The following is a 25,886-nucleotide window of genomic DNA, read 5'->3' on the forward strand; positions in this document are numbered from 1 at the left end:
CGGCCCCTTCGGTCGGTTCGACCACGTGCCCGTACGTTAACTCCCGCCAGTGGTGAAATTTTCATGTCCCGGCAAGGATCGGCGGCCTCCTCGGCGGGGCCGCGGGCGCAGTTCAGCACAGGTGACCGGTGGTGATCGCCGGACGGGAGCAGGCCCGCCACCTTGACCCTCTTCCGCCGATGAGGTTGGCTCCGCCGCATGGCAGGGTCCCTCATCCGGTAATTGTTAGCGCTCACATTAACTTTCGAGTTGTCAGCGCTCACGTCGCGCGCTCAGGTCACACGCTCACGTCGCAGCGCGAGGAACGCGAACGGTTGGAGCCCTGCCCACGGTCAGGACGCGCACCACCAGCGTTTCAGGAGGCGCATGTGAGATACACGCTTTCACTGTCCAGGCGCACAGTCGCCTGGATCGTGGGCCTGCTTTGTGTCATGGCGTTGCTCCCGGCCACCGCGGCCAGGGCGGACAATCCGATAATCCAGACCATCTACACCGCGGACCCCGCCCCGCTCGTCTACAACGGCCGGGTCTACCTCTACACGGGGCACGACGAAGACGGCTCGACGTACTTCACGATGAAGGACTGGCGGGTCTGGTCGTCGGCCGACATGGTGAACTGGACCGACCACGGCTCCCCGTTGAGCGTCTCCAGCTTCAGCTGGGCGAAATCCGACGCGTGGGCGGGCCAGGCCGTCTACCGGAACGGCAAGTTCTACTGGTACGTGCCCACCACCAACCGGTCGACCGGCAGGATGGCCATCGGCGTGGCCGTCTCCGACAGCCCCACCGGTCCCTTCAAGGACGCCATCGGGCGTCCGCTGGTCGAGAACGGCGAGATCGACCCCACCGTCTACGTGGACGACAACGGGCAGGCCTATCTCTACTGGGGCAACCCGAACCTGTGGTACGTCAAGCTGAACGCCGACATGACCTCCTACTCCGGCAGCCCGACCAAGGTCAACCTCACCACCGCCGGGTTCGGCACCCGCACCGGGGACGCCAACCGGCCGACCCTGTTCGAAGAGGGCCCCTGGTTCTACAAGCGGGGCAGCCTGTACTACATGGTGTTCGCGGCCAAGTGCTGCTCGGAGTTCATCGCGTACTCGACCTCCTCCAGCCCGACCGGGCCGTGGACCTACCGGGGAACGATCATGCCCACGCAGGGCGGCAGCTTCACCAACCACCCGGGGATCATCGACTTCAACGGCGGGTCGTACTTCTTCTACCACAACGGCGCGTTGCCGGGCGGTGGCGGTTACACCCGTTCGGTCGCCGTGGAGAAGTTCACCTACAACGCCGACGGCACGATCCCGACGATCACCATGACCTCGACGGGGGCGCCCCAGATCGGCACCTTGAACCCCTACGTCCGGCAGGAGGCCGAGACCATCGCCTGGGAGTCCGGCGTCGAGACCGAGCCGTCCAGCGAGGGCGGCATGAACGTCGGCTTCATCGAGAACGGCGACTACATCAAGATCAAGGGCGTCGGCTTCGGCACCGGCGCGAAGACCTTCACCGCGAGGGTCGCCTCGGGATCCAGCGGCGGAAAGATCGAGGTGCGCCGGGACGGCGCCACCGGCACGCTCATGGGGACGTGCGACGTCCCGGGCACCGGCGGCTGGCAGGCCTGGACGACCGTCTCCTGCCCGGTGACCGGCGCGACCGGCACCCACGACCTGTACCTCAGGTTCACCGGCGGCAGCGGCTACCTGTTGAACATGAACTGGTGGCAGTTCGACGGGGGGACGACGACCTCGCCCTCGCCGACGCCGCCGACCTCGCCGTCGCCCACGCCCCCCACGTCACCGTCGCCCACGCCCCCGACCTCACCGTCCCCGACGCCCCCGGCTTCGCCGTCGCCGGGTGGCGGCGCCTGCAGCGCGAGCTACCGCACCACCAACTCGTGGGGCGGCGGCTACCAGGGCGAGGTCACGGTGACGGCCGGCAGCTCGCCGATCAACGGCTGGACCGTCAAGTGGAACCTGAGCAGCGGCCAGACCATCACCCAGGTCTGGAACGGCACGCTGAGCACCACCGGCTCCACGGTGTCGGTGAGCAACGCCTCCTACAACGGCTCGCTGGGGGCCTCCGCCTCGACGACGTTCGGCTTCACCGCCGGCGGCTCGCCGTCGACGCCGTCCCTCACCTGCACGAGTCCGTGACACCGGCGGCGGAGTGCCGCTGACGGACGAGCGGCGAATCCACGAAGCCGAGCGAGCGCCGGTCGCCGCACGACGACGTGGGTTCGCCGCCACCGCCTGCCCCCGGAGACGGCCCGATGCGCGCACGCCACGCACATTCCGCGGTTGAGACGGGGGACGCCCGCCTCGGCAACCCCCGTCACACGCGCCGGCGAGCGGCTCGCTCGATGATCGTCGCGCCGGTCTCGGACTCCAGTGCCGGGGTGTAACCGGCGGCGCGCAGCCGGGTCAGGGTCTCCTCCTCGCCCGCCGCACTGATCAGCACAGTCGAGGCGATCTTGCGCAGGCCCAGCGCGCGCAGCGCCTGAGAGCGGGCGAGTTCCTCCACGAGTGCTTCGTCGTCGCAACGGATGCAGCACCCGGAACGCACCACCCGGACGCGCCCGTGCGTACGGGCGGTGTCCTTGATCATGTACTCCAACGGCTGCGGCAGGGGCGCCTCGGCCACCTCTGCCAGCCGTTCCAGCAGTGCGCCGGCCTCGTGCCCCCCGTCGAAGGCACGGCGTACGGTCGAAGCGGTGAAGCGCCAGACCACGGCGTGCCCCTCCGACTCGCGGTCGGCGACGCCGTCGAGCAACTCGGCGAGCTCGGGGCCGGGCATCCCACGGACCACGGCCGTGAGGTCGGTCTGGAAGAAGGCGGTGGCCCGCGCGGGCGGGAGCATGGCTGCCAGGGCGTCGGCCAGCGCGGGCCGCGGCGACGTCCACGCCTCACCGGTGAGCAGCAGATCGCGAGCGACACGGCCGACGCCGGTGAGGGCGCCCCCGGCGACCAGGCCGAGCATCTCGGCCTCACGCACGACGGCGCCGACGAGATCGTCGTCCGCTCCCGACTCGGCGAACTGGTGCGGGCGGTGCCAGGCCGCCCGCTCCGTCACGTACGGCAGGCCGGCGGCGGAGACGCCCTTGCCGGCGGGCACCGCGGCGAGTGCCTCGAGCACGGCATACCTGATGCTGACCGCGTTCGGATCACTCGGTTCGGTGAGAGCGACGGGCGTCCCGGCCTCCTCCGGCCAGTGGGTGTAGACCGCCGGAATGGTCGTCCAGGTGGCGATGATCCTGGTCAGCCGCTCCACGGGAGACCGCTTCAGCCAGTCGTCGTACTCCGTCGTGGGCAGCAGGCTCACGACCGGATCCGGCAGCTTGCCGCGATGGCCCTTGGGCCGCGGCACCGGCTCGGCGTGCAGGCCGAGCAGCCCGGCCTGCACGCACAGATCGAGCCATAGCCGGGTGACGTCCTCGGGCGCACCGGCCGATTTGGCTGTCCGCCTGGTGTCGCGAACCGCGAGACCGCCGGACCTGCGCAGGACGGGAGGCTGCTCGGCGCACGCGGCGAGCACACGTTCGATCTGGGACAGCGCCGTGGCGGCCGCGGCCTGGGCGGAACCCTCGGCCCCGGCGGCCAAGGGTAGGCCGACCGGGGGCCGCGGCGGCTCCGGCTCGAACGGGACGCGCAGCTCGCCGAGGGCGGCCACGGCGACCTCGATCGGCACCTCCGCCATGTCGTGCGGCCCGGCGGGCAGGAGGAGTCCGCGCGCGGCCAGCCAGTCGGTGTTCGGGTCGCCGGAACCGCCGGGGCGGAAGGCGTACTTCGGCGTGTGCTGGTAGAAACCGACACGAACCTGATAGGCGTGGGTGAGCATCCGCGATCCGTGCCCGATGATGTCGAGCAGCCACTCCCGGGCGTCCGCGGGGGCCTGCGCGAGCAGGGCCCGCACGCGCTCGGGATCGGTGAGCAGGCCGAGCACGTTCCGCTCCGCGGCCTCCCGCGCTCCGGCCTTGGGGAACCCCAATGCCTCGGCGATCGCGTGCACCTCGGGAGCGTTGAAGTGGAGCCCGATGAGCTCGGCCGCCGGGCGGCCGAGCCCCGCCTCCTCGGCGAGGTGCGCGTGGACGCCCGTGGACACGATCACCTGGTCGCCGTGCGGCGGAAGCACCAACGCCAGGTCGGCGAGCGTGTCCAGAACGGCCGCGGCGTGCGCCCGCAGGGCGTCATCGCTCCCGGCCAGCAGGTTGAGCACGTCGGCACGGGGCACGGCTCTTGTGGCCGGGTCTCCGTCGTGCCAGAGGTTGAGCAGCGGGCCGTGCCGCCGCGCCGCCAGCCACGCGACGGCCGCCAGCGCCTGGTGCTGGGGAAGCGTGCAGAGCCGCGCCAGCGAAAGCGCCGCGCGCGGCTGAAGCAGCAGCCGGGCGAGGTCCTGCGGGGGTATGTCCTCGTCGGAGGCGAAGCCGGCCCGGGCGAGGATCAGCCGCCGGCCCTCCGGCGACTTCGTCTTCAGCCACGTCGCCAGGCGTCGCCGGGTGCTCACCACCGCAGCGTATTACGCCGCATCCGGCGGCCGGACCGGTCGCGGTTCGGGCCCCGATGCGTGCCGCCGAATGCCGCACTGAGCGAAGCAGAATCTGCTATATCGGTTGCCATGAGCACCCCGGCTGACGCTTCTCCGCAATATGGGCTGCTGGACCTGTCCGTCGACCTGTCGGTCCCCGAGGTGTATTCAGGAACGGAATTCACCTTATACCTACACGTGAAGAACCCTTTTCCTTCTCGTGTCTGGATCCGCTCCGTGGAACTGAGCCTGCCCACCCAGCTGAGTTGGCGGCCGGCGACGGACGGATCGCAGGCGGACGCGAAGGCCAGAGAGGTGGCCGCTCTAACGCAAAGGGTCGGCGAGCGGGAAGCCGAGATCGCGAAACTACGAGAAAGGCTCGACGACCTTGAGGATCCAGAGACCGATCGACACGGCAAGCTGTCTGATTTGATCGCGAAGCTGACAGCAGAAAACAACAGAGACCTGTCTCGGATAGCACGCACCGACGGCGTCCTCACAATATCGGCCCACAAAGGATCAAGAATATATCTGACAGACACGACCAGCCGAAGCATCCATCTCTCGGCGAATCAAGGATCGGATGTTCACCTGTCCAACGTCAAAGTATTGGGAGACGATCGAGTCCCCCTGACCGGGTCCCTACCTCACGGCGCCGCGTTGGAACCAGGATGCACAGACGTATGGACAATCCGACTCGGAAGCAACCGAAGCCCTTTTTTCACACCGGCCAGGTATCGTCTGCAACTAACTGTGATCTACTGCCTCGGCGCACCCGACCAGGAGCCGGAGGCACTCCGCGCGGCATCGGACGAGCGGATCTACTCGAACACCGTCGCGGTCACGGTTCCCATAAAGACGGCACTGTGGAGTGTGATACTGGGCGGAGTGCTGGGAGGCACGGCAGGAAGCATCGGCCGATCCCTTCAAGAAGCGAAAACCATTGACGCTCTCCTCGCCGACAATCTAGGCGCCTGTATCGGCAGCCTCCTGCTGGCGATAATTCTGAGCGGCGCAGGAATAATATTCGCCGCCCGAAAGTCCGAGGCCCAATCATTCGTCACGGTCGAGGATTTCTGGGGCGGTCTACTGGTCGGATTCCTCATAGGTTATTCCGGCACCGCCGCATTCGCGAAGATAAGCGGAATCCAGAGTTGATCCGGAACGAACCTCTATCTGCCGGCACGCATGAGCGAAACCGCGTCTACCCCTCCGGATCGCTCACGGCCACCGTCTGCGTGTCGCCGTACATCGCGTCGTGCTGTTTGCGGGGGGCGCAGACGCTGGCCTTGGAGCAGGCGCAACGGCGGCCGCCCTCGTTCAGGCGGACGATGACCGAGTCGGACGGCACGTTGTGCCCCACCACCGTGCCCGGGCCCTGGGGGGTGTCCACCGCGAGGCCCGTGCGCGGCGCCGACGCCCGGAACTCCTGATAGAGCGGGTGCTCGTACTTCAGGCAGCACATCAGCCGGCCACAGGCGCCCGCGATCCTCAGCGGGTTGACCGGAAGGTCCTGGTCCTTGGCCATCCGCACGGAGACCGGCTCGAAGTCCTTGAGGAACGTCGCGCAGCACAGGTCGCGTCCGCAGGGGCCGATGCCGCCCTGGAGCCGGGCCTCGTCACGCGGGCCGATCTGCCGCAGCTCGACGCGGGCCCGCAGATTGCGGGCCAGGTCGCGCACGAGCGCGCGGAAGTCGACCCGATGGGGCGCGGAGAAGTACACGGTGTAGACGTTGTCGGCGTCCAGGTAGTCGACGCCGACCACCTTCATCGGCAGCTCGTGCCGCTTGATCAGGCGCTTGGACACGCTGCGGGCCTCCGCCCTGCGGCGGCGGTTGGTCTCGTCGCGGGCCAGGTGCTCCTCGGCCGCGATGCCCTGGCAGACGGGCAGGCCCTCGACGTCCTCACTCACGTACTGCGGCGCCCACACGCACTCGGCGACCTCGGGCCCGGAGTCGGTCGGCACGAGGACCTTGTCGCCCACCTTGGGAGAGTGGCCGCCCGGATCGAGATAGTAGAGCCGTCCGTAGCGGGTGAAGCTCACGGCCATCATCATGCCCAAGCGTCGGCCCTCCTCGATCCCGTACGGCTAACACGTCCGAACCCACCATACGTGCCGTACGGCACCGGCAATCATCGCCTGTGGACAACCTCCGGCGGACCGGGAGACCCGGCCCGCCGGAGGACGCCGCCTGCGGGCCGCCTACCAGGCCGCCGGCCGCGCGACGCCGCCACCGTCCCTGAACAAGCCGCCACCGTCCTTGAACGAGCCGCCACCGTCCCTGAACAACGCGTGGTAGCCGGATTCCGTCACCTGTCCCGTCTCGTCCGGCCCGACCACGAGCACGAACCGCCCGGTGCCGTCCAGGTCGAGATGCTCGAAGGGAGGCCGTCCGTCCTCACGGCGATAGAGGGTCCGCACGAACCGGCCGGTGCCGACGTCGTACGCCACGACCTCGTGGACGGCTCCCGCAAGCGCTGTCCCACCCTGCGTCCGCGCCGGCTCGCCCCAACTCACCGCGGCCAGGACGCGTCCTCCGTCGGGGGTGAGGGCGATGTCGTAGACCCCGCCCATCGTCGCGACGGACGATTCCCCGAGCGTGATCGTCCGCACGTCGTCGAGGCTGCCGGGGGTGCCGGTGTCGAGCACCCACACCGTGCGGGAGGCCGAGCATTCCCAGGCGTCCTCCGTCGCGCCGTGTGTCGTGCCCGTGGCCGGGCGCTCCGCCGCCCCACCCGGCAACACACACGTCCACCCCTTGGGCAGCGGCGGAGCCGAGGGCTCGGACGGCACCGCCCGTTCTCGCGGTGTGGGCGCCGCCTCCGGAGCCTGCACGATCGGGAACGGTGTCCCCGGCTCGTGCGGCTTCACCCGAGGCTTCTTCCTGGCGGTGGCCTCCTCCCCCGGTGGTTCCACGGTCGCGGCGGGCCTGTCCGGCTTCGCCGTGACTTCCGAATCCCGCGGCGCCGGTTCCTCGAGCAGCGGCTCCCGTGACGCGGACGGCGCGGTGGTCGCCTCGTCCGGCTTGGCCTCCGGTGTGGCCTTCATCGAAACGACCCGGGCCATACCGGCCCGGCGGAACGCGAGGGTGCGCCCGTCCTCACTCATCGAGACGTCCCGGACGGTCCATGCACGTGCGGACGTCCAGGTGCGGCTGTCGCCGGTCGCCGTGTCCGTGACGACCAGGGAGGCGCCTGCCTCGCTCGGCGTACAGGAAGACAGCCCGTAGGCCAGCGTGGAGCCGTCCCCGTTCACCGCGAGCGAGGTGACGGCGGTGCCCTCCGGCGGCGTGAACGGGAGCGCGCCGATGGAGCCGACCTCTCCGCTGTCACCGAGACGGAACCGGTAGAAGCGGGACCGGCACCCGCCTTGCTCGGTCACGGCGTAGAAGAGCCGGTTGTCCCGGGTGGCCTGCACCCGGGTGAACCGCTCGCCCTCCGGCCCCGGCACCGTGGCCGTCACGTGGCCGTCGGCGACGCTCCTGACCGCCATGTCCCCGGAGCGGACCTCCACGAGGAAGGACGGCTCGGCGGCGGGGCCCGCCGTCGAGCCGGCGGCCGTGTCCGTCGTCCCGCCGCCGTGGCGGGCGACGGCCGCCCCACCCGCGACCGCGACCGTCACGGCGGCCGCCGCCGCGACGGGAAGCAACCAGGCGTTCGCCCGCCAGGAAGCGGCAGGCGTACGGCGGGCCGGGGCGACGGCCGGGTTGAACGGCGGGACGGCCTCGACCGTCTCCCCCACCGCGTGGGCGGCATCCTGCAACCGGCGGATGACGTCGTCGTTCATCGGGTCTCTCCCAGGAGGCGGCCGAGCGCGTCGAGCGCCCGGGAGGTGGTGGACTTGACGGTGCCCCGGCTGATCTTCATGACCCGGGCCGTCTCCTCTTCGGACAGCTCGGCGTAGTAGCGCAGGACCAGGGCCTCCCGCTGGCGCCGGGGCAGGCGGTGGAGTGCCTCCAAGACCTCCCGCCGCTCCGCGCCGAGGAGCGCGGCCGACTCGGCCGACCAGACGGGCGGGTCGTACGTGCCGGCGAACCAGGACGGCAGCCGCCGCCTGCGCAGCACGGAGCGGGCGTTGTTCAGCACCGCGGCGCGCACGTAGACGAGCGCCTTGTCCCGGTCACGCAGGCCGTCGAACCGCCGGTGCAGGCCGAGGAACGCCTCCTGCACCACGTCTTCGGCGCTCTCCCGGTCGCCGACCATGATCAGGGCCAGCCGGGTGAGGCCGAGGGCGTGCTCGGCGTAGAGCCCGCTGATCGTGTCGTCGGCGCCCGCCGACAGGGGCGGGACGCTCACGGGCCCCCCGGGTTGCTCATCGAGATCGAGCGTTTCGGCCTTCATGTACCAGAGACGCCGTACGCCCGCCGGGGTTGCTCGCTGCCTACGCGGGAGATCGGAGAGCGAGGGTCATGGCCTCGACCGCGATCTGCGGGTTCACGTTGGCCGCCAGCCGCTCCCGGCACTTCATGATCGCGTCCGTACGGCGGAGCGTCTGCTCGGGCGTGGACGCCCGCGCCACGGCCTCCACCTCGTGCCTGCGGTCCTCGTTGGCCAGCTCGACCGGGGCGCCGAACTGCACGGCCAGCACGTCGCGATAGAACGCCACCAGTTCGAGCAGCGCGAGGTCGAGGGAGTCGCGCTTGATGCGGGTCGCCCGCGACTTCTGCATGGTCTCAAGTTCCTTGAGCGCCCCCGCGCCGCCCCGCACGAGGCCCCTGTTGAGCCCCTTGCCGGACGAGCCCTCGCCGTAGACCTTGCGCAGTTCGGCGGTCTCGGTCTCGTTGAGGGCGGTCGTGGCCGCGTCGGCGTCCTCGGTGGAGGTCTTCACCAGCCGCTCGGCGGCGGTGATGCACTCCGCCACGCCGGTCAGCGACCGGGGGATCGACAGCACGTCGTCGCGCCGGCGCCGCACCTCCTCGTCCAGCGCGAGCCGCCGGGCCCGGCCGATGTCTCCCTGGGCCGCCCGCGCGGCGTCCAGGGCCACGTCGTGGGGCACCCCGTCGCGGGTGACCAGCACGTTCGCGACCGCCTCGGTGGAGGGCGTGCCCAGCGTCACGACCCGGCAGCGCGAGCGGATCGTGATGATCATGTCGTCCGGGGAGGGCGCGCACAGCAGCCACACGGTCCGCGGCGGCGGCTCCTCGATGGCCTTGAGCAGCGCGTTGGCCGCCGCCTCCGTCACCCGGTCGGCGTCCTCGAACAGCACGATCCGCCAGCGGCCGAGGGTGGGCGCCCCCGCCGCCTTGAGCACGAGTTCGCGCGTCTGCCGCACGCTGTACGACAGACCCTCGGGCCGTACGAACGTGACGTCCGGGTGGGAGCCCACCTCGACCTGGTGGCAGTCGTCGCAGTGGCCGCAGCCCTGGTCGCGGCACAGCAGCGAGGCCGCGAACGCCGTGGCGGCCGCGGACCGCAGGGCCGGCCCGGTGAACAGCCAGGCGTGGGTCATGCCCGCGCCGCGGCCCCCGGCGACGGCCTCCGCGGCGGCCGCCGCCGCCCGCCGCATCACGTCGATCGGCCGGTCCTGCCCGATCAGATCCCCGAAAACGGTCATGTGCGGTTATCCGAAGTCACGGATGGCGGGCATCGTGCCTGTGGCCTCCTCGGCCTCCTGCGGCACCGGGTCGGGCAGGATCTCCCGCACCCGGTCCTGGATCAGGCGCGTCACCTCACGCTGGTCCAGCGTGCCGTCCACCACGAGGTACCGCTCGGGGTCGGCCGCCGCCAGAGCCCTGAACTCCCGGCGCACCCGTTCGTGGAACTCCAGCGGCTCGGCCTCGATGCGGTCGGCCGGTGAGGCCATCCGCTGGAGCCCGACCGAAGGGGGCACGTCGATGAGCACGGTCAGGTCGGGGACGAGCCCGCCCGTCGCCCACTTGTTGATCCTCGCGACGTCCTCCTGGTCGAGCGACCGCCCGGCGCCCTGGTAGGCCAGCGACGAGTCCACATATCTGTCGCAGACCACCGTCGAACCCCGGTGCAGGGCGGGCCTGATGACCTTCTCCACGTGCTCGGCCCGATCCGCCGCGTACAACATCGCCTCGGCACGCGGGGACAGGCCCTGGTGGGCCGCGTCGAGCAGGATCGCCCGCAACCGCATGCCGACCTTGGTCGAGCCCGGCTCGCGGGTCTGCACCACGTCGTAGCCCTGGTCGCGCAGCCAGATCGCGAGCAGCCGCGACTGGGTCGTCTTGCCCGAGCCCTCGCCGCCCTCGAAGGCGATGAACAGCCCGCGCCCGGGGTCCGCCTCCTGCGGGACGACCCGCCGCCCGCGCAGGGCGTTCAGCAGGTCGACCGCGATGGGAACTCCCGGCCGGTCGTCCATGTGCCGCAGCGCCACCACCCCGACCGCGATCGCCAGCAGCGCGCCCAGGAGCAGCACGAGATTGGTGCCGTCGAAGCGGTAGCTGAGCCCGGCGATCCGCAGGGCGTGCGCGCCGAACAGCGCCGCCAGCGTGGAGGCCACCGCCACGACCAGCAGCAGCACCACCCGGGCCAGCGACTGCAGGAAGGAGAACGTGCGGCCGCGCAGCCCGTCCTCCACCTCCAGGCCGATCACGGTGTAGCCGATGATCCAGGCGATGCCGGCGCAGGCGCCCAGCACCACGGTCAGCACGACCACGACCACGAGGTTCTGGATGAGCGCGACGGCGGCCAGCGTCAGCCCCGCGAGCATGATCGACAGGCCGAACAGCCGCCGCCGGGACAGGCCCTTCAGCAGCCGCAGGCCGAAGAACATGCCGAACGCCATGCCGAGGAAGACGGCGCAGAACACCGCGCCGTAGCCCGCGTCGCCGCCGCCCAGGGCCTGCACGTACGCCTTGGCGACCCCGATGACCGCGCCTCCGGCGGCGAACGCGCCGAGCATTCCGATGATCAGGCCGCGCACGATCCGGTCGCCGCCCACGAACCGCCAGCCCTCGGTGATCTGCCGGAGCACCGACGGCGCGGACACGTGCTTGACGTGGTTCTTCGGGATGGCCCGCAGCGTGAAGACCATCACGGCGGAGGCGAGGTAGGCCAGGGCGTTGGCGTACAGCGCCACGCTGGTGGCCGCGACGGTGAACGAGGGGATGGCCGCCGAGATCGTCGTGACCACGCCCGACACGATCGCGAACAGCGCGGCGGCCACGGGGGCGGTGCCGTACGTGACGAGAAGGTTGAGCTGGTTGGCCTCCTCGAGCCGCTCCTTGGGCACGAGGTTGGGCACGGTCGCGTCCTTGGCGGGCACCCAGAAGAGGTTCACGCACTCGACCAGGAACGTCGCGACGATCACCCACTGATAGACGCCGACCAGCGGGATCGACAGCACCACCGCGAACCTGGCGAGATCGGCGACGACCATGGTCAGCCTGCGGTCGAACCGGTCGGCCACGGCTCCCGCGAGCGGGCCGAGCAGGATCGCGGGCAGCATCTTGGCGATGAAGACGCCGCCGATGGCCAGGCTCTGCGCCTGGAAGCCGGACCCCGCGGTGAGGTTACCGGCCAGGGCGGTCAGCGCGATGATGTTGAGCCAGTCGCCGAGGCTGCACGTCGCCATCGCCGTCCACAGCCTGCGGAACGGCGCGTTCGCCAGCACGTGCGGCTGCTTGCGTCGCGCGGCGGCCCGGGCAGGGATGCTCATGATGTCAGCGTATCCAGGGTGTTCGCTGGGCTGGGAGACGGACGAGCCGGCCGCTCGGGCCTGCCCGTCGCCTGAGGGTATTACGTCCGCTCCGTCCTCGCTGTCGAGATGGCGCCAATGATCTGCCCGATTCCGGCTCCCTGCGCGAAACGGCCGGGCCGGGGATGGCGGGCGGCGTCAGGCGCGCAGCTCGATGAGGGTGATCTCGGGCGGCGCGCCCACCCGGACCGGCGGTCCCCAGAAACCCGCGCCCCGCGTCACGTAGACCTGGGTGTCGCCGCCGCCCCTGCGCGGTACGCTCGCCAGCCCCGCCACCACGGGCTGCTGCAGCGGCACGAGCAGGTTGAACGGCGCCATCTGCCCGCCGTGGGTGTGCCCGGACAGCTGGAGATCGACGCCGTGGGCGGCGGCCTGCGTCACCTGGACGGGCTGGTGGGCCATGAGCACGACGGGCCGGTTCGCGTCGCGGCCCCCGAGCGCCTTGTCGAGGTCCGGGCCGTCGCCCGACGGCGTGCCGTTCAGGTCGTTGACGCCCGCGAGGTCCAGTACGGCCCCCGCGTGCCGGATCTCGGCCCGCTCGTTGCGCAGCGGCCGGACGCCGAGCGAACGCAGCTCCTCGATCCATTCCTGGGGGCCCTTGGCCGTGTAGTACTCGTGGTTGCCGGTCACGAAATACGCGCCGTAACGGGATTCGAGGGACTTCAGCGGCGTGGCGAGACGACCGAGCTCGGCGACCGTGCCGTCGACCAGGTCGCCCACGATCGTCACCGCGTCGGCCTCCAGGCCGTTGATCATCCGGACGATCCGCTCGGTGTGGCCCCGGCCGGTCAGCGGGCCGAGGTGGATGTCGCTGACGACCGCGATGCGCAGCCCGCTCATCCGGGGGTCGAGCCGGGGCAGGCGGATGGGCACCCGCTCGATCACCGGATCGCCGAGGGCGCGGCTCACGCCGTAGCCCACGGTAGCGAGCGCTCCCGCGGCCACGACGGCGGAGGCCGTACGGGAGATGAACAGCCGCCGGTCGATGGCCGGCGCGTCCGCCGCGGTCCCTTGCGGCGCCGGCCTGCCGGTCGTGGCCGCGCCGCGCGAGGGGGAGCCTCCCTGGGCCGGCGCGCCGGCGAGGACCACCTCGTCCGCCGGCGAGGCCTCCCCCTCGGCCTGCTCGCCGGGGGTCGCGGGACCCGCCGTACGGCGGCGCCTGGACAGGAGGAACATCGCGATCGCCCGGGGCACCTCCATGACCAGCCCGAACACGAACAGGTAGAACATCAGGGCCAGCCAGAGGTAGCCGGGCCAGGCCACCGCGCGCTCGACGTCCATGCCGAGGCCGAGCCGGCTCCCGGCGAAGGTCACCACCATCAGAGCGGCCAAAGCCACGAGCACCCACGTCAGCACCCGGCGCGAACGCGCCCCCGGCGCCGTCGACGCCCTGACCAGCCGCCACCACAGATACAGGTGAACCACGACCACGGCCGTCAGGATCATGCCTGCGAATCCCACCAGAACTCCCCTCGACCGGCTGGCGATCAAGGGCCGGCTGACGACGATGCTACGAGCCCACGCCGACCGCCACGTTCCCGGGCGCGACGACGAGAAGGGTCGACGCCCGCTGAAATTTTCACCGTCGAGTCGGCCTCATGCCGTGCGACCGCCGGTGATCTTTGCCCACCGCGCGGAACGGGCGGACGATCGCGGCGGAAGCGTCCTGGAGACGATGCCTCCGGCAGATCTCCGGGGGCCGGACGACACGAGGTGACACATGAGAAGCCCCCGGCACCTGGCGTGGATGGCCGCAGGAGGGATGGCCGTCGCGGCGATCGCGCTGCACGGCACGCCCGCTGCGGCGGTGGACGCCACGCCCTCCCCCACCCCGCGGACCAGTGTGAGCCCGTCGCCGAACGGCGATCCGGCCGTGCCGACCACGCCCCCGAACGTGCGGCTGTGCCCGCCGCCGGTGCCGGCCGGCACCACCGAGGGATACGTCGGCCTGTGCTGGAGCCCGTCCACCGACGACGCCGGCGTCACCGGCTACGAGGTCTACCGGCTCACGGCCGACGGCTTCGTCAAGACGACGTCGACCACCGGCACCACCGTCGTGATGGGCGGCCTGGGGTACGGCCGGACCTACACCTTCTACATCGTGGCCAAGGACGCCGACGGCCACACCAGCCCGCCGACGGCGCTGATCAACGCGCAGGCGGTGACCGGCATGGTGGTCAGCCCGAGCCCGGTCACCGGAGACACCACCTCGCCCAGCAAACCCACCGGGCTGCACGACGGCTGCGTGGCCGACTTCCCCGGCACGGGGTTCTGCTGGCAGGCGTCGACCGACAACGTCGGCGTGACCGGTTACGTCGTCTTCCGGCTGACCGAGACCGGCTGGGTGCGGGCCGGCGCCACGTCCTCCCCCTACTTCATGGAGGGCAACCTGGTGACGGGCCACAAGTACACCTACGTGGTGGTCGCCAGGGACGCGGCCGGCAACCTCAGCCTGCCGTCCGACCCGTTCACCACTGTGGCCCAGCAGGGGTTCCCCACGTACAGCCCGTCACCCAGTCCCGCGGTGAGCCCCTCGGTGACCCCCACTGTCACCTGTGAGGTCGACTACAGCCAGTCGGCGTGGAGCACGGGCCTCACGGCCAGCCTGGTGGTCACGAACACGGGCACCACGCCGATCTCGGGCTGGACGCTGCGGTTCGCCTTCCCGTCGGCGGGCGAGCGCATCATCCAGGGCTGGTCGGCCGTCTGGAGCCAGGCGCCGGGGATCGGGGTCACGGCCGCCAGCCTGCCCTGGAACGCCACCCTCGCACCCGGCGCGTCCGCGCGCATCGGCTTCAACGCCTCCCACACCGGCGTCTCCGACCCGCCGAGCGCTTTCACGCTCAACGGCGCGACCTGCGCCAAAGCCTGACCCGCGCACAGCGCCGGGCGGCGGCCGGCGCTGTGGATCACGACTTCGCGGCGGGCTTCTTCGTGGTGGCCCTGGTCCGGGTGGTGGCGCGCTTGGGCGCGGGCGCCCGCTCCCGCCGCTCGGCCAGCAGCTCCGCCGCCCGCTCCAGCGTGATGTCCTCGACCGTGTCGCCCTTGCGCAGGGACGCGTTGGTCTCGCCGTCGGTGACGTACGGGCCGAAGCGGCCCTCCTTCACGACAACCGGCTTCTTGGAGTTCGGGTCCTCGCCCAGCTCGCGCAGCGGCGGCGCGGCGGCGGCACGGCCGCGTCCGCGGGCCTTGGGCTGGGCGAACAGCTCCTTGGCCTGCTCGATCGTGATCGTGAGCAGGTCCTCCTCCGAGGTCAGCGACCGCGAGTCGGTGCCCTTCTTGATGTAGGGCCCGAACTTGCCGTTCTGCGCGGTCACCTCCTCGCCGTCGAGCTCGCCGACCACCCTGGGCAGCTGCAACAGCTTCAGCGCCTGCTCCAGCGTGATCGTGTCGAGGTCCATCGACTTGAACAACGAGCTGGTGCGCGGCTTGGGGGCGTCCACCTTCTTGGTTCGCTTCTTGCCGTCGGCCGGCGCCGGCTCCTCGGGCAGGATCTCCGTGACGTACGGGCCGTACCGGCCGTCCTTGGCCACGATCCTCCGGCCGGTCGCCGGGTCGACGCCCAGCTCGCGGTCGCCGCTCGGGCGCGAGAACAGCTCCTCGGCCTTCTCGGCGGTCAGCTCGTCGGGCGCCATGTCCTCGGGGATGTTCACCCGGGCGCCGTCACGGTCGAGGTACGGCCCGTAGCGGCCGACCCTGATCACGATGTCCGTCCCCCTGATCGGGAACGAGCTGATCTCCTTGGCGTCGATCTCGCCGAGGTCGGTGACCATCTCCTTCAGGCCCTCGTCGCCGTCCCCGCCGCCGAAGTAGAACCGGCGCAGCTCGGGCACCCGCTCGGCGCGGTCGTTGGCGATGTCGTCGAGGACCTTCTCCATCTCGGCCGTGAAGTCGTAGTCGACCAGGTTGCCGAAGTGCTGTTCGAGCAGGTTGACCACGGCGAACGCGAGGAAGGACGGCACCAGGGCGGTGCCCTTCTTGAACACGTAGCCCCGGTCGAGGATCGTTCCGATGATCGACGCGTACGTCGACGGCCGCCCGATCTCCCGGTCCTCCAGCTCCTTGACCAGCGACGCCTCGGTGTACCGCGCGGGCGGCTTGGTCGAGTGCCCGAGCGCGGTCAGCTCGGCCGCCGTGAGCCGGTCGCCCTCGGCCAGCGTGGGCAGGCGCTTCTCCGAGTCGTCCCGGTCGGTCGAGGGGTCGTCCGCACCCTCCACGTACGCCTTGAGGAAGCCGTGGAAGGTGATCGTCCGGCCCGTGGCGCTGAACTCGACGGCCTCCTGGGCACTGGACGTGCCGCCGACCTTGACCGACACCGACTCGCCGACGGCGTCCTTCATCTGGGAGGCGACCGTGCGCTGCCAGATCAGCTCGTACAGCCGGAACATGTCCCCGGACAGGCCGGTCTCGCCGGGCGTGCGGAACTCCTCGCCGGACGGCCGGATCGCCTCGTGCGCCTCCTGGGCGTTCTTCACCTTGCTGGTGTAGGCACGCGGCTTGTCCGGCACGTACGCCGAGCCGTACAGCTTGACCGCCTGGTTGCGGGCGGCGGCGACGGCGGTCTCCGACAGCGTGATGCTGTCGGTACGCATGTAGGTGATGTAGCCGTTCTCGTACAGCCGCTGGGCCACCTGCATCGTGTACTTGGCGGAGAAGCCGAGCTTGCGGCTCGCCTCCTGCTGCAGGGTGGTCGTCCGGAACGGCGCGTACGGCTTGCGCGTGTACGGCTTGCGCTCGACCGAGCGCACCGCGTAGGACACGCCTTCGAGCCGGGCGGCGAGGGCCGTCGCGGCGGCCTCGTCGAGGTGGAGGACGTCGGAGCCCTTCAGCCTGCCGGTGGAGGCGAAGTCGCGGCCCTGGGCCACGCGCTTGCCGTCCACACCGGTCAGCGTGGCGGAGAACGTCCGCGGGTCGTCGCCGGCCCGGCCGGTGTCGAACAGCGCCTGCAGGTCCCAGTAGTTGGCGGCGGTGAACGCCATCCGCTCCCGCTCGCGCTCGACCACCAGCCTGGTGGCGACCGACTGGACACGGCCGGCGGACAAGCGCGGCTTGACCTTCTTCCACAGGACCGGGCTGACCTCGTAGCCGTACAGACGGTCGAGGATGCGCCGGGTCTCCTGGGCGTCGACGAGGCGGAGGTTGAGCTGACGGGGGTTGGAGACCGCGTCCCTGATCGCGTGCGGGGTGATCTCGTGGAACACCATGCGGTGCACCGGGATCTTGGGCTTGAGCACCTCGCGCAGGTGCCAGGCGATGGCCTCGCCCTCCCGGTCCTCGTCGGTGGCGAGGTAGAGCTCGTCGGCTTCCTTGAGAAGCTGCTTGAGCTTGGACACCTGTGACTTCTTGTCCGGGTTCACAACATAGAGCGGCTCGAACTCGTGGTCGACGTTCACCCCGAGACGGGCCCAGGCCTCGTTCTTGTACTTCTCCGGGATGTCATCGGCCTTCTCCGGAAGATCACGGATGTGACCGATGCTCGACTCGACGATGTAGCCGCGCCCGAGGTACCCGGCGATCGTCTTCGCCTTCGCGGGCGATTCCACGATCACCAGGCGGGTTCCGCCGGCGTTGCCGTTGTTGGCTGGCACGCTGCTTCCTACCTCGCTGTCCGCTGTCATTCCCCGTGCTGCCGGGCTTTGCTCTCCCGGCTCATGTGACACCCTCGTCGTCCGGGCCGGGGGCCGTTACCCCCTTCGGGCGCCGACGAGGCGCCGCTTTGAAGGTACCTGCCGCCGGACGTTCCTCCCCCTCGGGCTACCCGGTTATGTCCGGGAATGTAACCCGCCTGGCGCTGTTATCCACGGAGACGCAGAATAGAGCCCAACGAGTTCCCTAGCACGCCCTGGAGACCAATGGCTGTGCTCGACTACTCCTACCTGGACCTGTATCTCCCTCGTGACACCCCACGAGAGGTGGCGAGGCAGATGCTCACGGAGCATGCTGAGCACGGAGACTGGGAACTGGAGCGGCTACGCCTTTATCCCGACGGCAGCAGGCGCGTCCGGCTGCGTCGGAAGATCATACGGGCCGCCCGGACCATGTGAGCCACCGGGACGCGGGCGCCACGGTCAAAAGGGCTTTGCCCGTCCCCGATGCCGTCGGCGTTCCGAGCGTCGCTCGTAACACTACCGGGCAAAAGGGCTTTGCCCGCCCCGGGCCGCGCCCCCGGAACGGGCAAAGCATTCGTGCCTCCCTCCACTGGCGGTGGGGGGGCGTTCTGGTCGCCCGCGCCGGGCGACACCGCGAACGGCCGGATCGCCGCCGCAGGCCCTGGGTCGTGTCGCAGACACTCCCTCGCGCGGGCGAGTGATATCCCTCGCCTCCGTCAGCCGCGCGCCGCCGGGTCACCTCCGTACGGCCGTCGCCGCCGGAGGCGTTCCCGTGCCGTCACACGCGGCCGTACGGCTACTTGCGGCCGAACCGGAAGCGGCGGGTGACGGCGAACAGGCTCGCCGAAGCGGCGAACATGGCGCCGAGGGCCAGAGCGAGGAACGAGGCCGGGTTCATCCCGGTCAGGCCGACGGGCTGCTCGGCGCTCATCAGCTTGAGGCCGCTCAGCTTGCCCAGCGGCAGCACGTCGGTGGTCTTGCCGAGGTCGCCGGCCGGGAGGTCGCGCGCCGTGCCGGCGACGGGCAGCGAGGAGGTCGCGTCCTCCAGCGTCTGCTTGGCAGGCAGCGTGCGGGTGGCGTCGTCGACGGTGCCGGTCGCCTTGGAGACGGCGGCGGGGGTGCTGCCGCCCTTTGTGCCCTTCGCCGCGGGGGTGCCGGGCAGGCTCGGCGTCTCCGGCAGACCGAGCATGTTCGGCAGGTCGCCGACGACCGGAGCGGAGGGAGCGGCGGCGGCGCTCATCGGCTGCACCGTCTGCTTGCCGGAAAGCACCGACGCGCCCGGCATCGCGGGCATGACCCCGCCACGAGCGGCCTTGTGCTCCGCGTGCGCCCAGTAGCCGTGGCGCTTCCAGCCGCCCACCTGGGCGCCGCCCAGGCACCCCGCGGCGGCGTCGCCGAGCACGGCTACCGAGTTGCCGCAGACGTTGATCGGCGCCGTGATGGGCGCGACGATCTGGTTGCCCGCGAGGATGCCGTGCTTGCCCGAGGTGATGTTGCCGCCCGCGCCGACACCGCCGCCGAGGACCGAGGCGCCGCCGCGGCAGCCCGCGTGGGACCGGCCGATGACGCTCACCGCGTTGCCGCAGACGTTGATCGGCGCCGTGATCGGGGCGACCACCTGGTTGCCGCCCAGGATCGAGCCGCGGCCCGACGTGACGTTCCCACCGGCGCCCCAGCCGCCACCGTGCCTGCTCCAGCCGCCGATCACGGTCGCACCGCCGCGGCAGCCCGCGAAGGCGTGACCCACGACCGCGATGGCGTTGCCGCACACGTTGATCGGCACGGTGATCGGCGCGACCACCTGGTTGCCGCCGCCGACGCTGTGCACCCCGCTGGTGCGGTTGCCCCCCGCGCCGCCACCGGACCAGCCGCCGTGCCCGTGACCGCCGTGACCGTAACCACCGTGACCGCCGTGGCCCCAGCCACCGTGACCGCCGTGACCGGGCGTGGACCCGCCCGTGCAGCTGCCCGAGCCGTTGCCGCACACGTCGGCCGGCGTGACGATCGGCGTCACCACCTGGGTGCCGCTGCCCACCGAGTAGCGGCCGTCGTTGTCGTGGCCGCTCGAGCCGGGACGGTGCCAGTTGCCGCCTCCGTGGTGGCCGCCGTACCCGCCGTGGCCTCCATGACCCCCGTGGCCGTGGCCTCCATGGCCGCCGTGGCCGCCGTGGCCTCCGGAGCCGCCCACGGACGAACCGCCGTGGCAGCCCGAGAACGCCTTGCCGACGACCGCGACGGAGTTTCCGCAGACGTTGATCGGGGCGTTGATCGGGGCGACCACCTGGTTGCCGCCCAGGATCGAGGAGCGGCCGCTGGTACGGTTGCCGCCCGCACGGACGCCGTCACGACCGCCGCCGACGAAGGCACCGCCACGGCACCCCGCGGTGGCGTCGCCGAACACGGCGATCGAGTTGCCGCACAGGTTGATCGGTGCGGTGATCGGTGCGACCACCTGGTTGCCGCCCCCGATGCTGTGCACGCCGCTGGTGCGGTTGCCGCCCGCGCCTTGGCGCCGTCCCGAGCCCTTGACCTCCGCGCCGCCCCGGCAGCTCGCGTCGGACCGGCCGATGACCGACACCGCGTTGCCGCAGGCGTTGATCGGGGCGTTGATCGGGGCGACCACCTGGTTGCCGCCGAGGATGCTGCCCGCGCCGGAGGTCTTGTTCTGCCCGGCGTCCACGCCCGCGCCCTGCACGGCCGCGCCGCCCAGGGAGGAGGCCCGGGAGTCGCCGGCGACCGCCACCGCGTTGCCGCTGATGTCGATCGGCAGGGTCACCGGGATGTCGACCTGGTTGCCGCCGAGCACCGAATGGCTGCCGTCGGTGTCGGCGAAAGCCGCACCGTTGCCAAGAGCCATGACGCCGGCGGCCAGAAATGCCGCGGAGGCCGAGCCCTTCGCCCACGTTCGCATGATGAATGCTCCTAGTGGTTCTTCTAGGGGGTTACCTGACAGCTCGCGACACAGGTCCAGGCTTTTCGAGCACAGCGGAGCCCTGGACGGTCACGAGGATGGAAGATTCCGCGTCACCCGCGGGAGCCTGCCGCTCGGGCACCACGAGCGAGGGCAGGCGGTGGCACCGGTCGCCGTACGACGGGAACCGGCGCGAAAGGCGGGATCAGTCGGGAGAGAAAGACGGGTCGTCCGCCGCTGTGCGGACCACCGGGGGAACAACCGCCGCCAGTGGGGCGGGCAGCGTGGTGAAGCGCGGTTGGTACACAACCCGCGCGATTTCCCCGAACAGGGGGTTTCCACCACTCGACTGCGGGATCAGGCCCTGGTTCGCGGGCGCGTGGTCCGCAGTGGAGGGCGGCGGGAGCAGCGGCTTCGACTGGCTGGTGAGCCCGTCGACCGTGCGCCCCGCCATCGCCTCGGCGTTCACCGAGACGTCGTTCGTCGCCGTGGGGAAACCGTCGGCACTCTCCCCATGGGGCTCGGCCTCGCCCGGCAGGGGCGGCAGACCGAGGTCCGGACCGGTGAGACGGTCGAGGAGAACCGACCCGGCGACGTCATGTGAGGGTGCGGCCCCGGCCGCGGACGACGCCGCGCCGAAGACTCCGAAGACCACACCGAGCAGCCATCCGGCGGCGATCAGCCCGCCGATGACCAGCAGGCGAACCGGACGGGAGCCGACCGCGAACCGCGCCATCCGGCCCCGCTCCGCGGTGCCGGGAGACGCGACGCGCACGCCGTGAACGGCGGAGGGCCTGTCGGCCCTCCACTGCTCCTGCGACGTGCGCGTCACGCGACCTCCCCAAACCGCTGGATCCACCGTCCGCTGGGTTCACCCGGTGCGGAACCAACCCCAACGGACAGTCACTGTAGCGGCACGGAAGGTGATCGCAAGGGCTTTCTCAGCAGTATTCGAGGAAACGGTCAAGGACCCGGACGCCAAACCGGAGCGAATCAACCGGAACTCGCTCGTCGATGCCATGGAACATCCCGGAGAAGTCCAAACCTTCGGGAAGCCGCAGCGGCGCGAAGCCGTATCCGCTGATGCCGAGACGGCTGAACGCCTTGAGGTCGGTGCCGCCGCTGAGCGTGTACGGCACGGCCCGCGAGCCCGGGTCCTCCTCGTGCAGGGCGTCCGCCATCGCCTTGACCAGCGAGCCCTTGAAGGGAGTCTCGACCGCCACGTCGTGATAGACGAACTCCCGGCTCACGTTCGGCCCGAGCAGCTCGTCGACGGTCTGGAAGAACTCGTCCTCGTAGCCGGGAAGGAACCTGCCGTCCACGTGCGCGGTCGCCACCTGGGGGATGACGTTCGCCTTGTAACCGGCCTGGAGCATGGTCGGGTTGGTCGTGTTGCGGAGAGTGGCGCCGATCATCCGGGCGAGCGGCCCGAGGGTGGCCACCGCCGCCTCCGCGTCCTCCGCCTTGACCTCCGTGCCGAAGACCTCCTCGAAGAACGCCTGCACGGTGGGCGTGAGCCGCACCGGCCACTTGTGGCGCCCGAGCCGGCCGACCGCCTCGGCCAGCTCGGTCACGGCGTTGTCGTCGTTGAGCATCGACCCGTGGCCGGCTCTGCCCTTGGCGGTCAGGCGCATCCAGGCGATGCCCTTCTCCGCGGCCTCGATCAGGTACAGCCGGCCCTTGTCGGTGGTCACGCTGAAGCCGCCGACCTCGCCGATGGCCTCGGTGCAGCCCTCGAAGACCTCGGGATGCCGCTCGGCCAGCCACTGGGCGCCGTAGTGCCCCCCGGCCTCCTCGTCGGCGGTGAAGACGAGGACGACGTCCCTGGGCGGCCTGCGCCCCTCGCTCAGCCGCCGCCGCACGACGGCGAGGATCATCGCGTCCATGTCCTTCATGTCGACCGCCCCTCGGCCCCAGACGCAGTCGTCGGCGATCTCGCCGCTCAGCGGGTGGTGGGTCCAGTCGGCGGCGTCGAACGGCACGACGTCCAGATGGCCGTGGAGGACCAGGGCGTCCCTGCTCGGGTCGGTGCCCTCGACCCGGGCGACCACGTTCGCCCGGCCGGGGTCGGACTCGAGGATTCGCGGCTCCAGGCCGACCTCCGACAGCTTTCCGGCCACGTACTCCGCGGCCTCGCGTTCCCCGGGCCCCGCGTTGTCCCCCGCGTTGACCGAGTCGATGCGGATCAGGTCGCGGCACAGCTCGGCGACCTCGTCCTCCCCGTAGCGTGGGGTCATTGCGCCTCCTCCTGCCGGCGGGCCCGTCCTAGAGCCCGGCCCGCCTTTCACGTCGTACGGCTCGCGCCTCCATCCTGCCGCCGTACAGGCGTGACGTTCACCCCCGGGTTCCGCCGATCCGTGCCCGGCCGGTTCCCGGTATGAAGCAAAGCGGAGAGAGTGCTAACCTGTATCCGCCGACGCGGGATGACGATCCTGCGTGAGGCACCACGTCCGGGTGGCGGAATAGGCAGACGCGCTAGCTTGAGGTGCTAGTGCCCAGTGATGGGCATGGGGGTTCAAGTCCCCCCTCGGACACAAACCTCTCATCATGTGAGGGCTGAGAATCATCTCGGCCCTCACTTTCGCTTTTCCGGGGTGATAGGTCAGCCGCAGACCGAGGCGCCGGTGGACCGGCGTCTTGAGATCGACCGGGGCCTCGCTGATGGCTCTGTCCTCGCGCGGGTAGACGTTGCGGAGGTGTTCCAGCTTGTTGCCGATCGCGTACTCGCGCGGGAAGGTGCAGCGGAAGATCCTCCGGACGACCGGAGCGGCATAGGGTCGTCGCACGGCGGGCGGCTCATCTCCAGCACGAGCCGAAGCAGCGCCCATCCCACCTCCGGCGACAGCTCGGCCGGGAAGTCCGGCAACTCGACGCCGACGTCCCGTCCCGGATCCTGCCGCCCCGTTTCCCGATCAGGCCGACCCTGCGGCGAACAGTCCTTCGCGACCCGCGTCCGCTTCAAGGGAGGCCGTGGACAACCTGCGGGTTCCCGATCGCAGGTCATCAGTGGCGGGCGACGCTCCGGCAATCAATGTGCCGGCCTTCTTCAGTCGCCGGCGGCCGGCGCCTCATCCGCGCCGAGAATCCGCAGGATGTCGACCAGCGTCGACAGTTGCTCGGGAGTGAGGGGTCTGAACAGCTCTTGGGCCGCCAGTTCATAGCTGGTCGTCCAGTCCTGGGCCAGGGCGGCCCCCTGCTCCGTTACTCGGAGGAGTACGGACCGGCGGTCGCCCGCACTGGCCTGGCGTTCGAGCAGGCCGTCGCGGACGAGCGCGTCGACCAGGGTGGAGGCGGTCCCCTGGGCGATGCCGACCGCGAGAGCGAGTTCGGTCAGCCGGACAGGCTGCGAACGCGCCACCTCCACCACTAATCGGGACCGCGGCGTCGACACCCCGTGCTCGCCCAGACGCTCGTTGAAGTGACGTACGAGAACCTTCGCCGTACGGCTGAACTCGTCGGCGACCTGTGCCGCGGTCAGGCCCTGGTTCGCGTGTGGCATGCCCACCTCCCACTTGACGCACCCATCGTACAAGGTTACATTGACGTCAATGCATTGATATCAAACCATTTGGCGTCAATGTATCTACGCGGAGCGGCCGGTTGCGTGCCGAGCGACAGCGGAACCCGGGCTTGCACGAAGAGCGCGTTCTCAATCACCAGGAGTCGAAGAATGAAGATCTTCATCACCGGCGGCAGCGGATTCGTCGGCGGAACCCTCGTCCATCGCCTCGTCGCCGAAGGACATGAGGTCATGGCACTGGCCAGATCGGGCTCGAGCATCCAGCGGGTACGCGCCGCCGGAGCCGATCCCGTCCCCGGCGATCTCGCCGAGCTCAGCCGGGCCGGCTCCCCCGCGCCGACGTGGCTCGCCAAGCTGCGCGAGGTCGACGCGGTCGTGCACGTCGCGGCCCAGATGGAGTTCTGGGGGCCCGACTCGCTCTTCGAACAGGCCAATCACGTGCCGACGGTCGCCCTGCACGCCGCGAGCGTCGCGGCCGGGGTGCGACGCTTCGTGCTCATCAGCGCCGCGTCCGTCTCCACGGGCAGCCAACGCCGCCCCGTCGTCGACGAGTCGACACCGGAAGGCCGGCCGAACATCGCCTACAGCCGCGTCAAGCTGGCCACCGAGCGCGCACTCCTGAACGCCCGCAGCGGGAAAACCGAGCTGGTGGTGCTGCGCCCGCCGTTCATCTGGGGCCGCGGCATGACGACGATCAACGAGATGGTCGAGGTCGCCGAGGCCGAACGGTTCGCCTGGATCGACAACGGCAAGCACATCGTCGACTTCGTGCACGTCGAGAACCTGGCCGGTGCCGCGATCCTCGCGCTCACGCGGGGCCGCCACAAGGGGGTCTACTACGTGACGGACGGCACGCCGATGCCCATCCGGGACTTCCTCACTCCCCTGCTGGCGACCCGCGGCGTGGATCTGTCCAAGAGCCGCAGCGTCCCCCTGGCGATGGCGGCGCCCTTGGCGGCGATGATGGACCGCACGGCACGCCTGCTTCGCCGGAAGTCGGCGCCGCCGCTGACGAACTGGCTCGTGAGCTTCACCGGGCGTGACCGTTCCTACGACATCACCACCGCGAGGAAGGAGCTGGGCTACTCGCCTGACGTGACGCTGGAGAAGGGCCTGGCGGAGATGCGCTTCTCGTGAGGTGACGACCTCGCGGTCTCCCCGCCTTCACCGTGGTGGAGCTCGTAGCTCCCGATCAAGGCCAGCGAAGGCAAGGCGGCGATGATGCGGCCGATCAGGCTGGGCTCGGCGACGGCGACCGTTCGCGCCGAGGCTGGCGAGGCTCCCGACCACGAGCAGACTCCAGGCCAGAAGGCCGCGGGAGCCGTACCGGTCGGCCAGGAGGATCGACATCGAAGCGACGACGATGGTGCCGTCGACGGCGAGCGGGATGAGCACCGCCGCCAAGCGATCCTCACCGTGCCGCAGGCAGAGCTCGTGCATGTGCCTGAACGACACGACCGCCGCGATCAGCGCCAGTAGCGCGACACCCGCGATCGTCGTACGCCGGATGCGGAGACCCATCGCGCGACACAGAGAGCCACCTGCTCCGCGGCAGTGAGGCGCTCCGGGTCCGATGGAGGGAGGCACGCCGCCCGATTCTCGACATCCTTTCGGGGGATCGACCGCAGGAGATTCACCGGCCTTGATCGGGAC

The 25,886-nt window shown here is 70.7% G+C and carries 18 protein-coding genes and 1 tRNA gene; 6 read left to right on the top strand and 13 right to left on the bottom strand.

Annotated elements, in window-relative coordinates; translation table 11 throughout:
• The first annotated feature begins 431 nt into the window (after nucleotides 1-431).
• Complete coding sequence (locus ACQPZZ_RS38780) at nucleotides 432-2,162, top strand: family 43 glycosylhydrolase (protein WP_432927373.1); 1,731 nt, start codon at nucleotides 432-434, stop codon at nucleotides 2,160-2,162.
• A gap of 178 nt (nucleotides 2,163-2,340) precedes the next feature.
• On the opposite strand, the gene ACQPZZ_RS38785 is transcribed toward ACQPZZ_RS38780, so the two are convergent.
• Nucleotides 2,341-4,509 (bottom strand): helicase-associated domain-containing protein, encoded by a 2,169-nt coding sequence (locus ACQPZZ_RS38785; RefSeq protein ID WP_432927375.1) that lies wholly within the window; start codon nucleotides 4,507-4,509, stop codon nucleotides 2,341-2,343.
• Nucleotides 4,510-4,620: 111 nt separating this feature from the next.
• Between ACQPZZ_RS38785 and ACQPZZ_RS38790 the strand changes: the two genes are divergently transcribed.
• Complete coding sequence (locus tag ACQPZZ_RS38790) at nucleotides 4,621-5,688, top strand: hypothetical protein (RefSeq protein ID WP_432927377.1); 1,068 nt, start codon at nucleotides 4,621-4,623, stop codon at nucleotides 5,686-5,688.
• 46 nt (nucleotides 5,689-5,734) lie between these two features.
• Here the strand turns inward: ACQPZZ_RS38790 and ACQPZZ_RS38795 are convergent, their stop codons facing one another.
• The 6 genes from ACQPZZ_RS38795 to ACQPZZ_RS38820 all read right to left on the bottom strand — a co-directional run bounded on the left by ACQPZZ_RS38795 (nucleotide 5,735) and on the right by ACQPZZ_RS38820 (nucleotide 13,654).
• Nucleotides 5,735-6,586, bottom strand: a complete 852-nt coding sequence (locus tag ACQPZZ_RS38795) for a PSP1 domain-containing protein (RefSeq protein ID WP_363645618.1) — start codon at nucleotides 6,584-6,586, stop codon at nucleotides 5,735-5,737.
• 147 nt (nucleotides 6,587-6,733) lie between these two features.
• A complete protein-coding gene (locus ACQPZZ_RS38800; protein WP_432927379.1) occupies nucleotides 6,734-8,317 on the bottom strand; it encodes a hypothetical protein in 1,584 nt (527 codons plus the stop codon).
• Nucleotides 8,314-8,826 (bottom strand): SigE family RNA polymerase sigma factor, encoded by a 513-nt coding sequence (locus ACQPZZ_RS38805; RefSeq protein ID WP_432927381.1) that lies wholly within the window; start codon nucleotides 8,824-8,826, stop codon nucleotides 8,314-8,316. The genes ACQPZZ_RS38800 and ACQPZZ_RS38805 overlap by 4 nt, the downstream gene beginning before the upstream one ends.
• Nucleotides 8,827-8,911: 85 nt before the next feature.
• On the bottom strand, nucleotides 8,912-10,084 hold the full coding sequence (locus ACQPZZ_RS38810; RefSeq protein WP_432927383.1) for a DNA polymerase III subunit delta': 1,173 nt from the start codon (nucleotides 10,082-10,084) through the stop codon (nucleotides 8,912-8,914).
• Between the two features lie 6 nt (nucleotides 10,085-10,090).
• On the bottom strand, nucleotides 10,091-12,154 hold the full coding sequence (gene tmk, locus ACQPZZ_RS38815; protein WP_432927385.1) for a dTMP kinase: 2,064 nt from the start codon (nucleotides 12,152-12,154) through the stop codon (nucleotides 10,091-10,093).
• 177 nt (nucleotides 12,155-12,331) lie between these two features.
• Nucleotides 12,332-13,654 (bottom strand): metallophosphoesterase, encoded by a 1,323-nt coding sequence (locus ACQPZZ_RS38820; protein ID WP_432927387.1) that lies wholly within the window; start codon nucleotides 13,652-13,654, stop codon nucleotides 12,332-12,334.
• 259 nt (nucleotides 13,655-13,913) lie between these two features.
• On the opposite strand from ACQPZZ_RS38820, the gene ACQPZZ_RS38825 reads away from it, so the two are divergent.
• Complete coding sequence (locus tag ACQPZZ_RS38825) at nucleotides 13,914-15,065, top strand: cellulose binding domain-containing protein (RefSeq protein WP_432927389.1); 1,152 nt, start codon at nucleotides 13,914-13,916, stop codon at nucleotides 15,063-15,065.
• 37 nt (nucleotides 15,066-15,102) lie between these two features.
• Here ACQPZZ_RS38825 and topA read toward each other — a convergent pair whose 3' ends face one another.
• Nucleotides 15,103-17,811: a type I DNA topoisomerase gene (gene topA, locus ACQPZZ_RS38830; protein ID WP_432927391.1), complete on the bottom strand. Its 2,709-nt coding sequence runs from the start codon at nucleotides 17,809-17,811 to the stop codon at nucleotides 15,103-15,105.
• 234 nt (nucleotides 17,812-18,045) lie between these two features.
• On the opposite strand from topA, the gene ACQPZZ_RS38835 reads away from it, so the two are divergent.
• Entirely contained in the window at nucleotides 18,046-18,237 is a 192-nt protein-coding gene (locus tag ACQPZZ_RS38835; protein WP_211592314.1) for a DUF5703 family protein, read from the top strand.
• A 361-nt stretch (nucleotides 18,238-18,598) separates the two neighbouring features.
• Here ACQPZZ_RS38835 and ACQPZZ_RS38840 read toward each other — a convergent pair whose 3' ends face one another.
• From ACQPZZ_RS38840 to ACQPZZ_RS38850, 3 genes are all read right to left on the bottom strand, one after another.
• The gene (locus ACQPZZ_RS38840; protein ID WP_432927394.1) at nucleotides 18,599-20,713 is read right to left on the bottom strand and encodes a chaplin family protein; all 2,115 of its coding nucleotides are present in this window, start codon (nucleotides 20,711-20,713) and stop codon (nucleotides 18,599-18,601) included.
• Nucleotides 20,714-20,918: 205 nt separating this feature from the next.
• Nucleotides 20,919-21,545, bottom strand: a complete 627-nt coding sequence (locus ACQPZZ_RS38845; RefSeq protein WP_432927396.1) for a hypothetical protein — start codon at nucleotides 21,543-21,545, stop codon at nucleotides 20,919-20,921.
• Between the two features lie 109 nt (nucleotides 21,546-21,654).
• Nucleotides 21,655-22,950, bottom strand: a complete 1,296-nt coding sequence (locus ACQPZZ_RS38850) for a M20/M25/M40 family metallo-hydrolase (protein WP_432927398.1) — start codon at nucleotides 22,948-22,950, stop codon at nucleotides 21,655-21,657.
• Nucleotides 22,951-23,161: 211 nt separating this feature from the next.
• Between ACQPZZ_RS38850 and ACQPZZ_RS38855 the strand changes: the two genes are divergently transcribed.
• A tRNA-Leu gene (locus ACQPZZ_RS38855) sits at nucleotides 23,162-23,247 on the top strand.
• Nucleotides 23,248-23,759: 512 nt separating this feature from the next.
• On the opposite strand, the gene ACQPZZ_RS38860 is transcribed toward ACQPZZ_RS38855, so the two are convergent.
• Nucleotides 23,760-24,212 carry a MarR family winged helix-turn-helix transcriptional regulator gene (locus tag ACQPZZ_RS38860; RefSeq protein WP_432927400.1) on the bottom strand — a complete coding sequence of 151 codons (453 nt, stop codon included), beginning with the start codon at nucleotides 24,210-24,212 and terminating at the stop codon, nucleotides 23,760-23,762.
• 171 nt (nucleotides 24,213-24,383) lie between these two features.
• Here ACQPZZ_RS38860 and ACQPZZ_RS38865 point away from each other — a divergent pair, with 171 nt between their 5' ends.
• A complete protein-coding gene (locus tag ACQPZZ_RS38865) occupies nucleotides 24,384-25,370 on the top strand; it encodes an NAD-dependent epimerase/dehydratase family protein (protein ID WP_432927402.1) in 987 nt (328 codons plus the stop codon).
• Nucleotides 25,371-25,397: 27 nt separating this feature from the next.
• Here ACQPZZ_RS38865 and ACQPZZ_RS38870 read toward each other — a convergent pair whose 3' ends face one another.
• Complete coding sequence (locus ACQPZZ_RS38870; RefSeq protein ID WP_432927404.1) at nucleotides 25,398-25,754, bottom strand: DUF2637 domain-containing protein; 357 nt, start codon at nucleotides 25,752-25,754, stop codon at nucleotides 25,398-25,400.
• Nucleotides 25,755-25,886 lie beyond the last annotated feature (132 nt).

This window comes from Microbispora sp. CA-135349, from assembly GCF_050947365.1.
Classification (GTDB): Bacteria; Actinomycetota; Actinomycetes; order Streptosporangiales; family Streptosporangiaceae; genus Microbispora.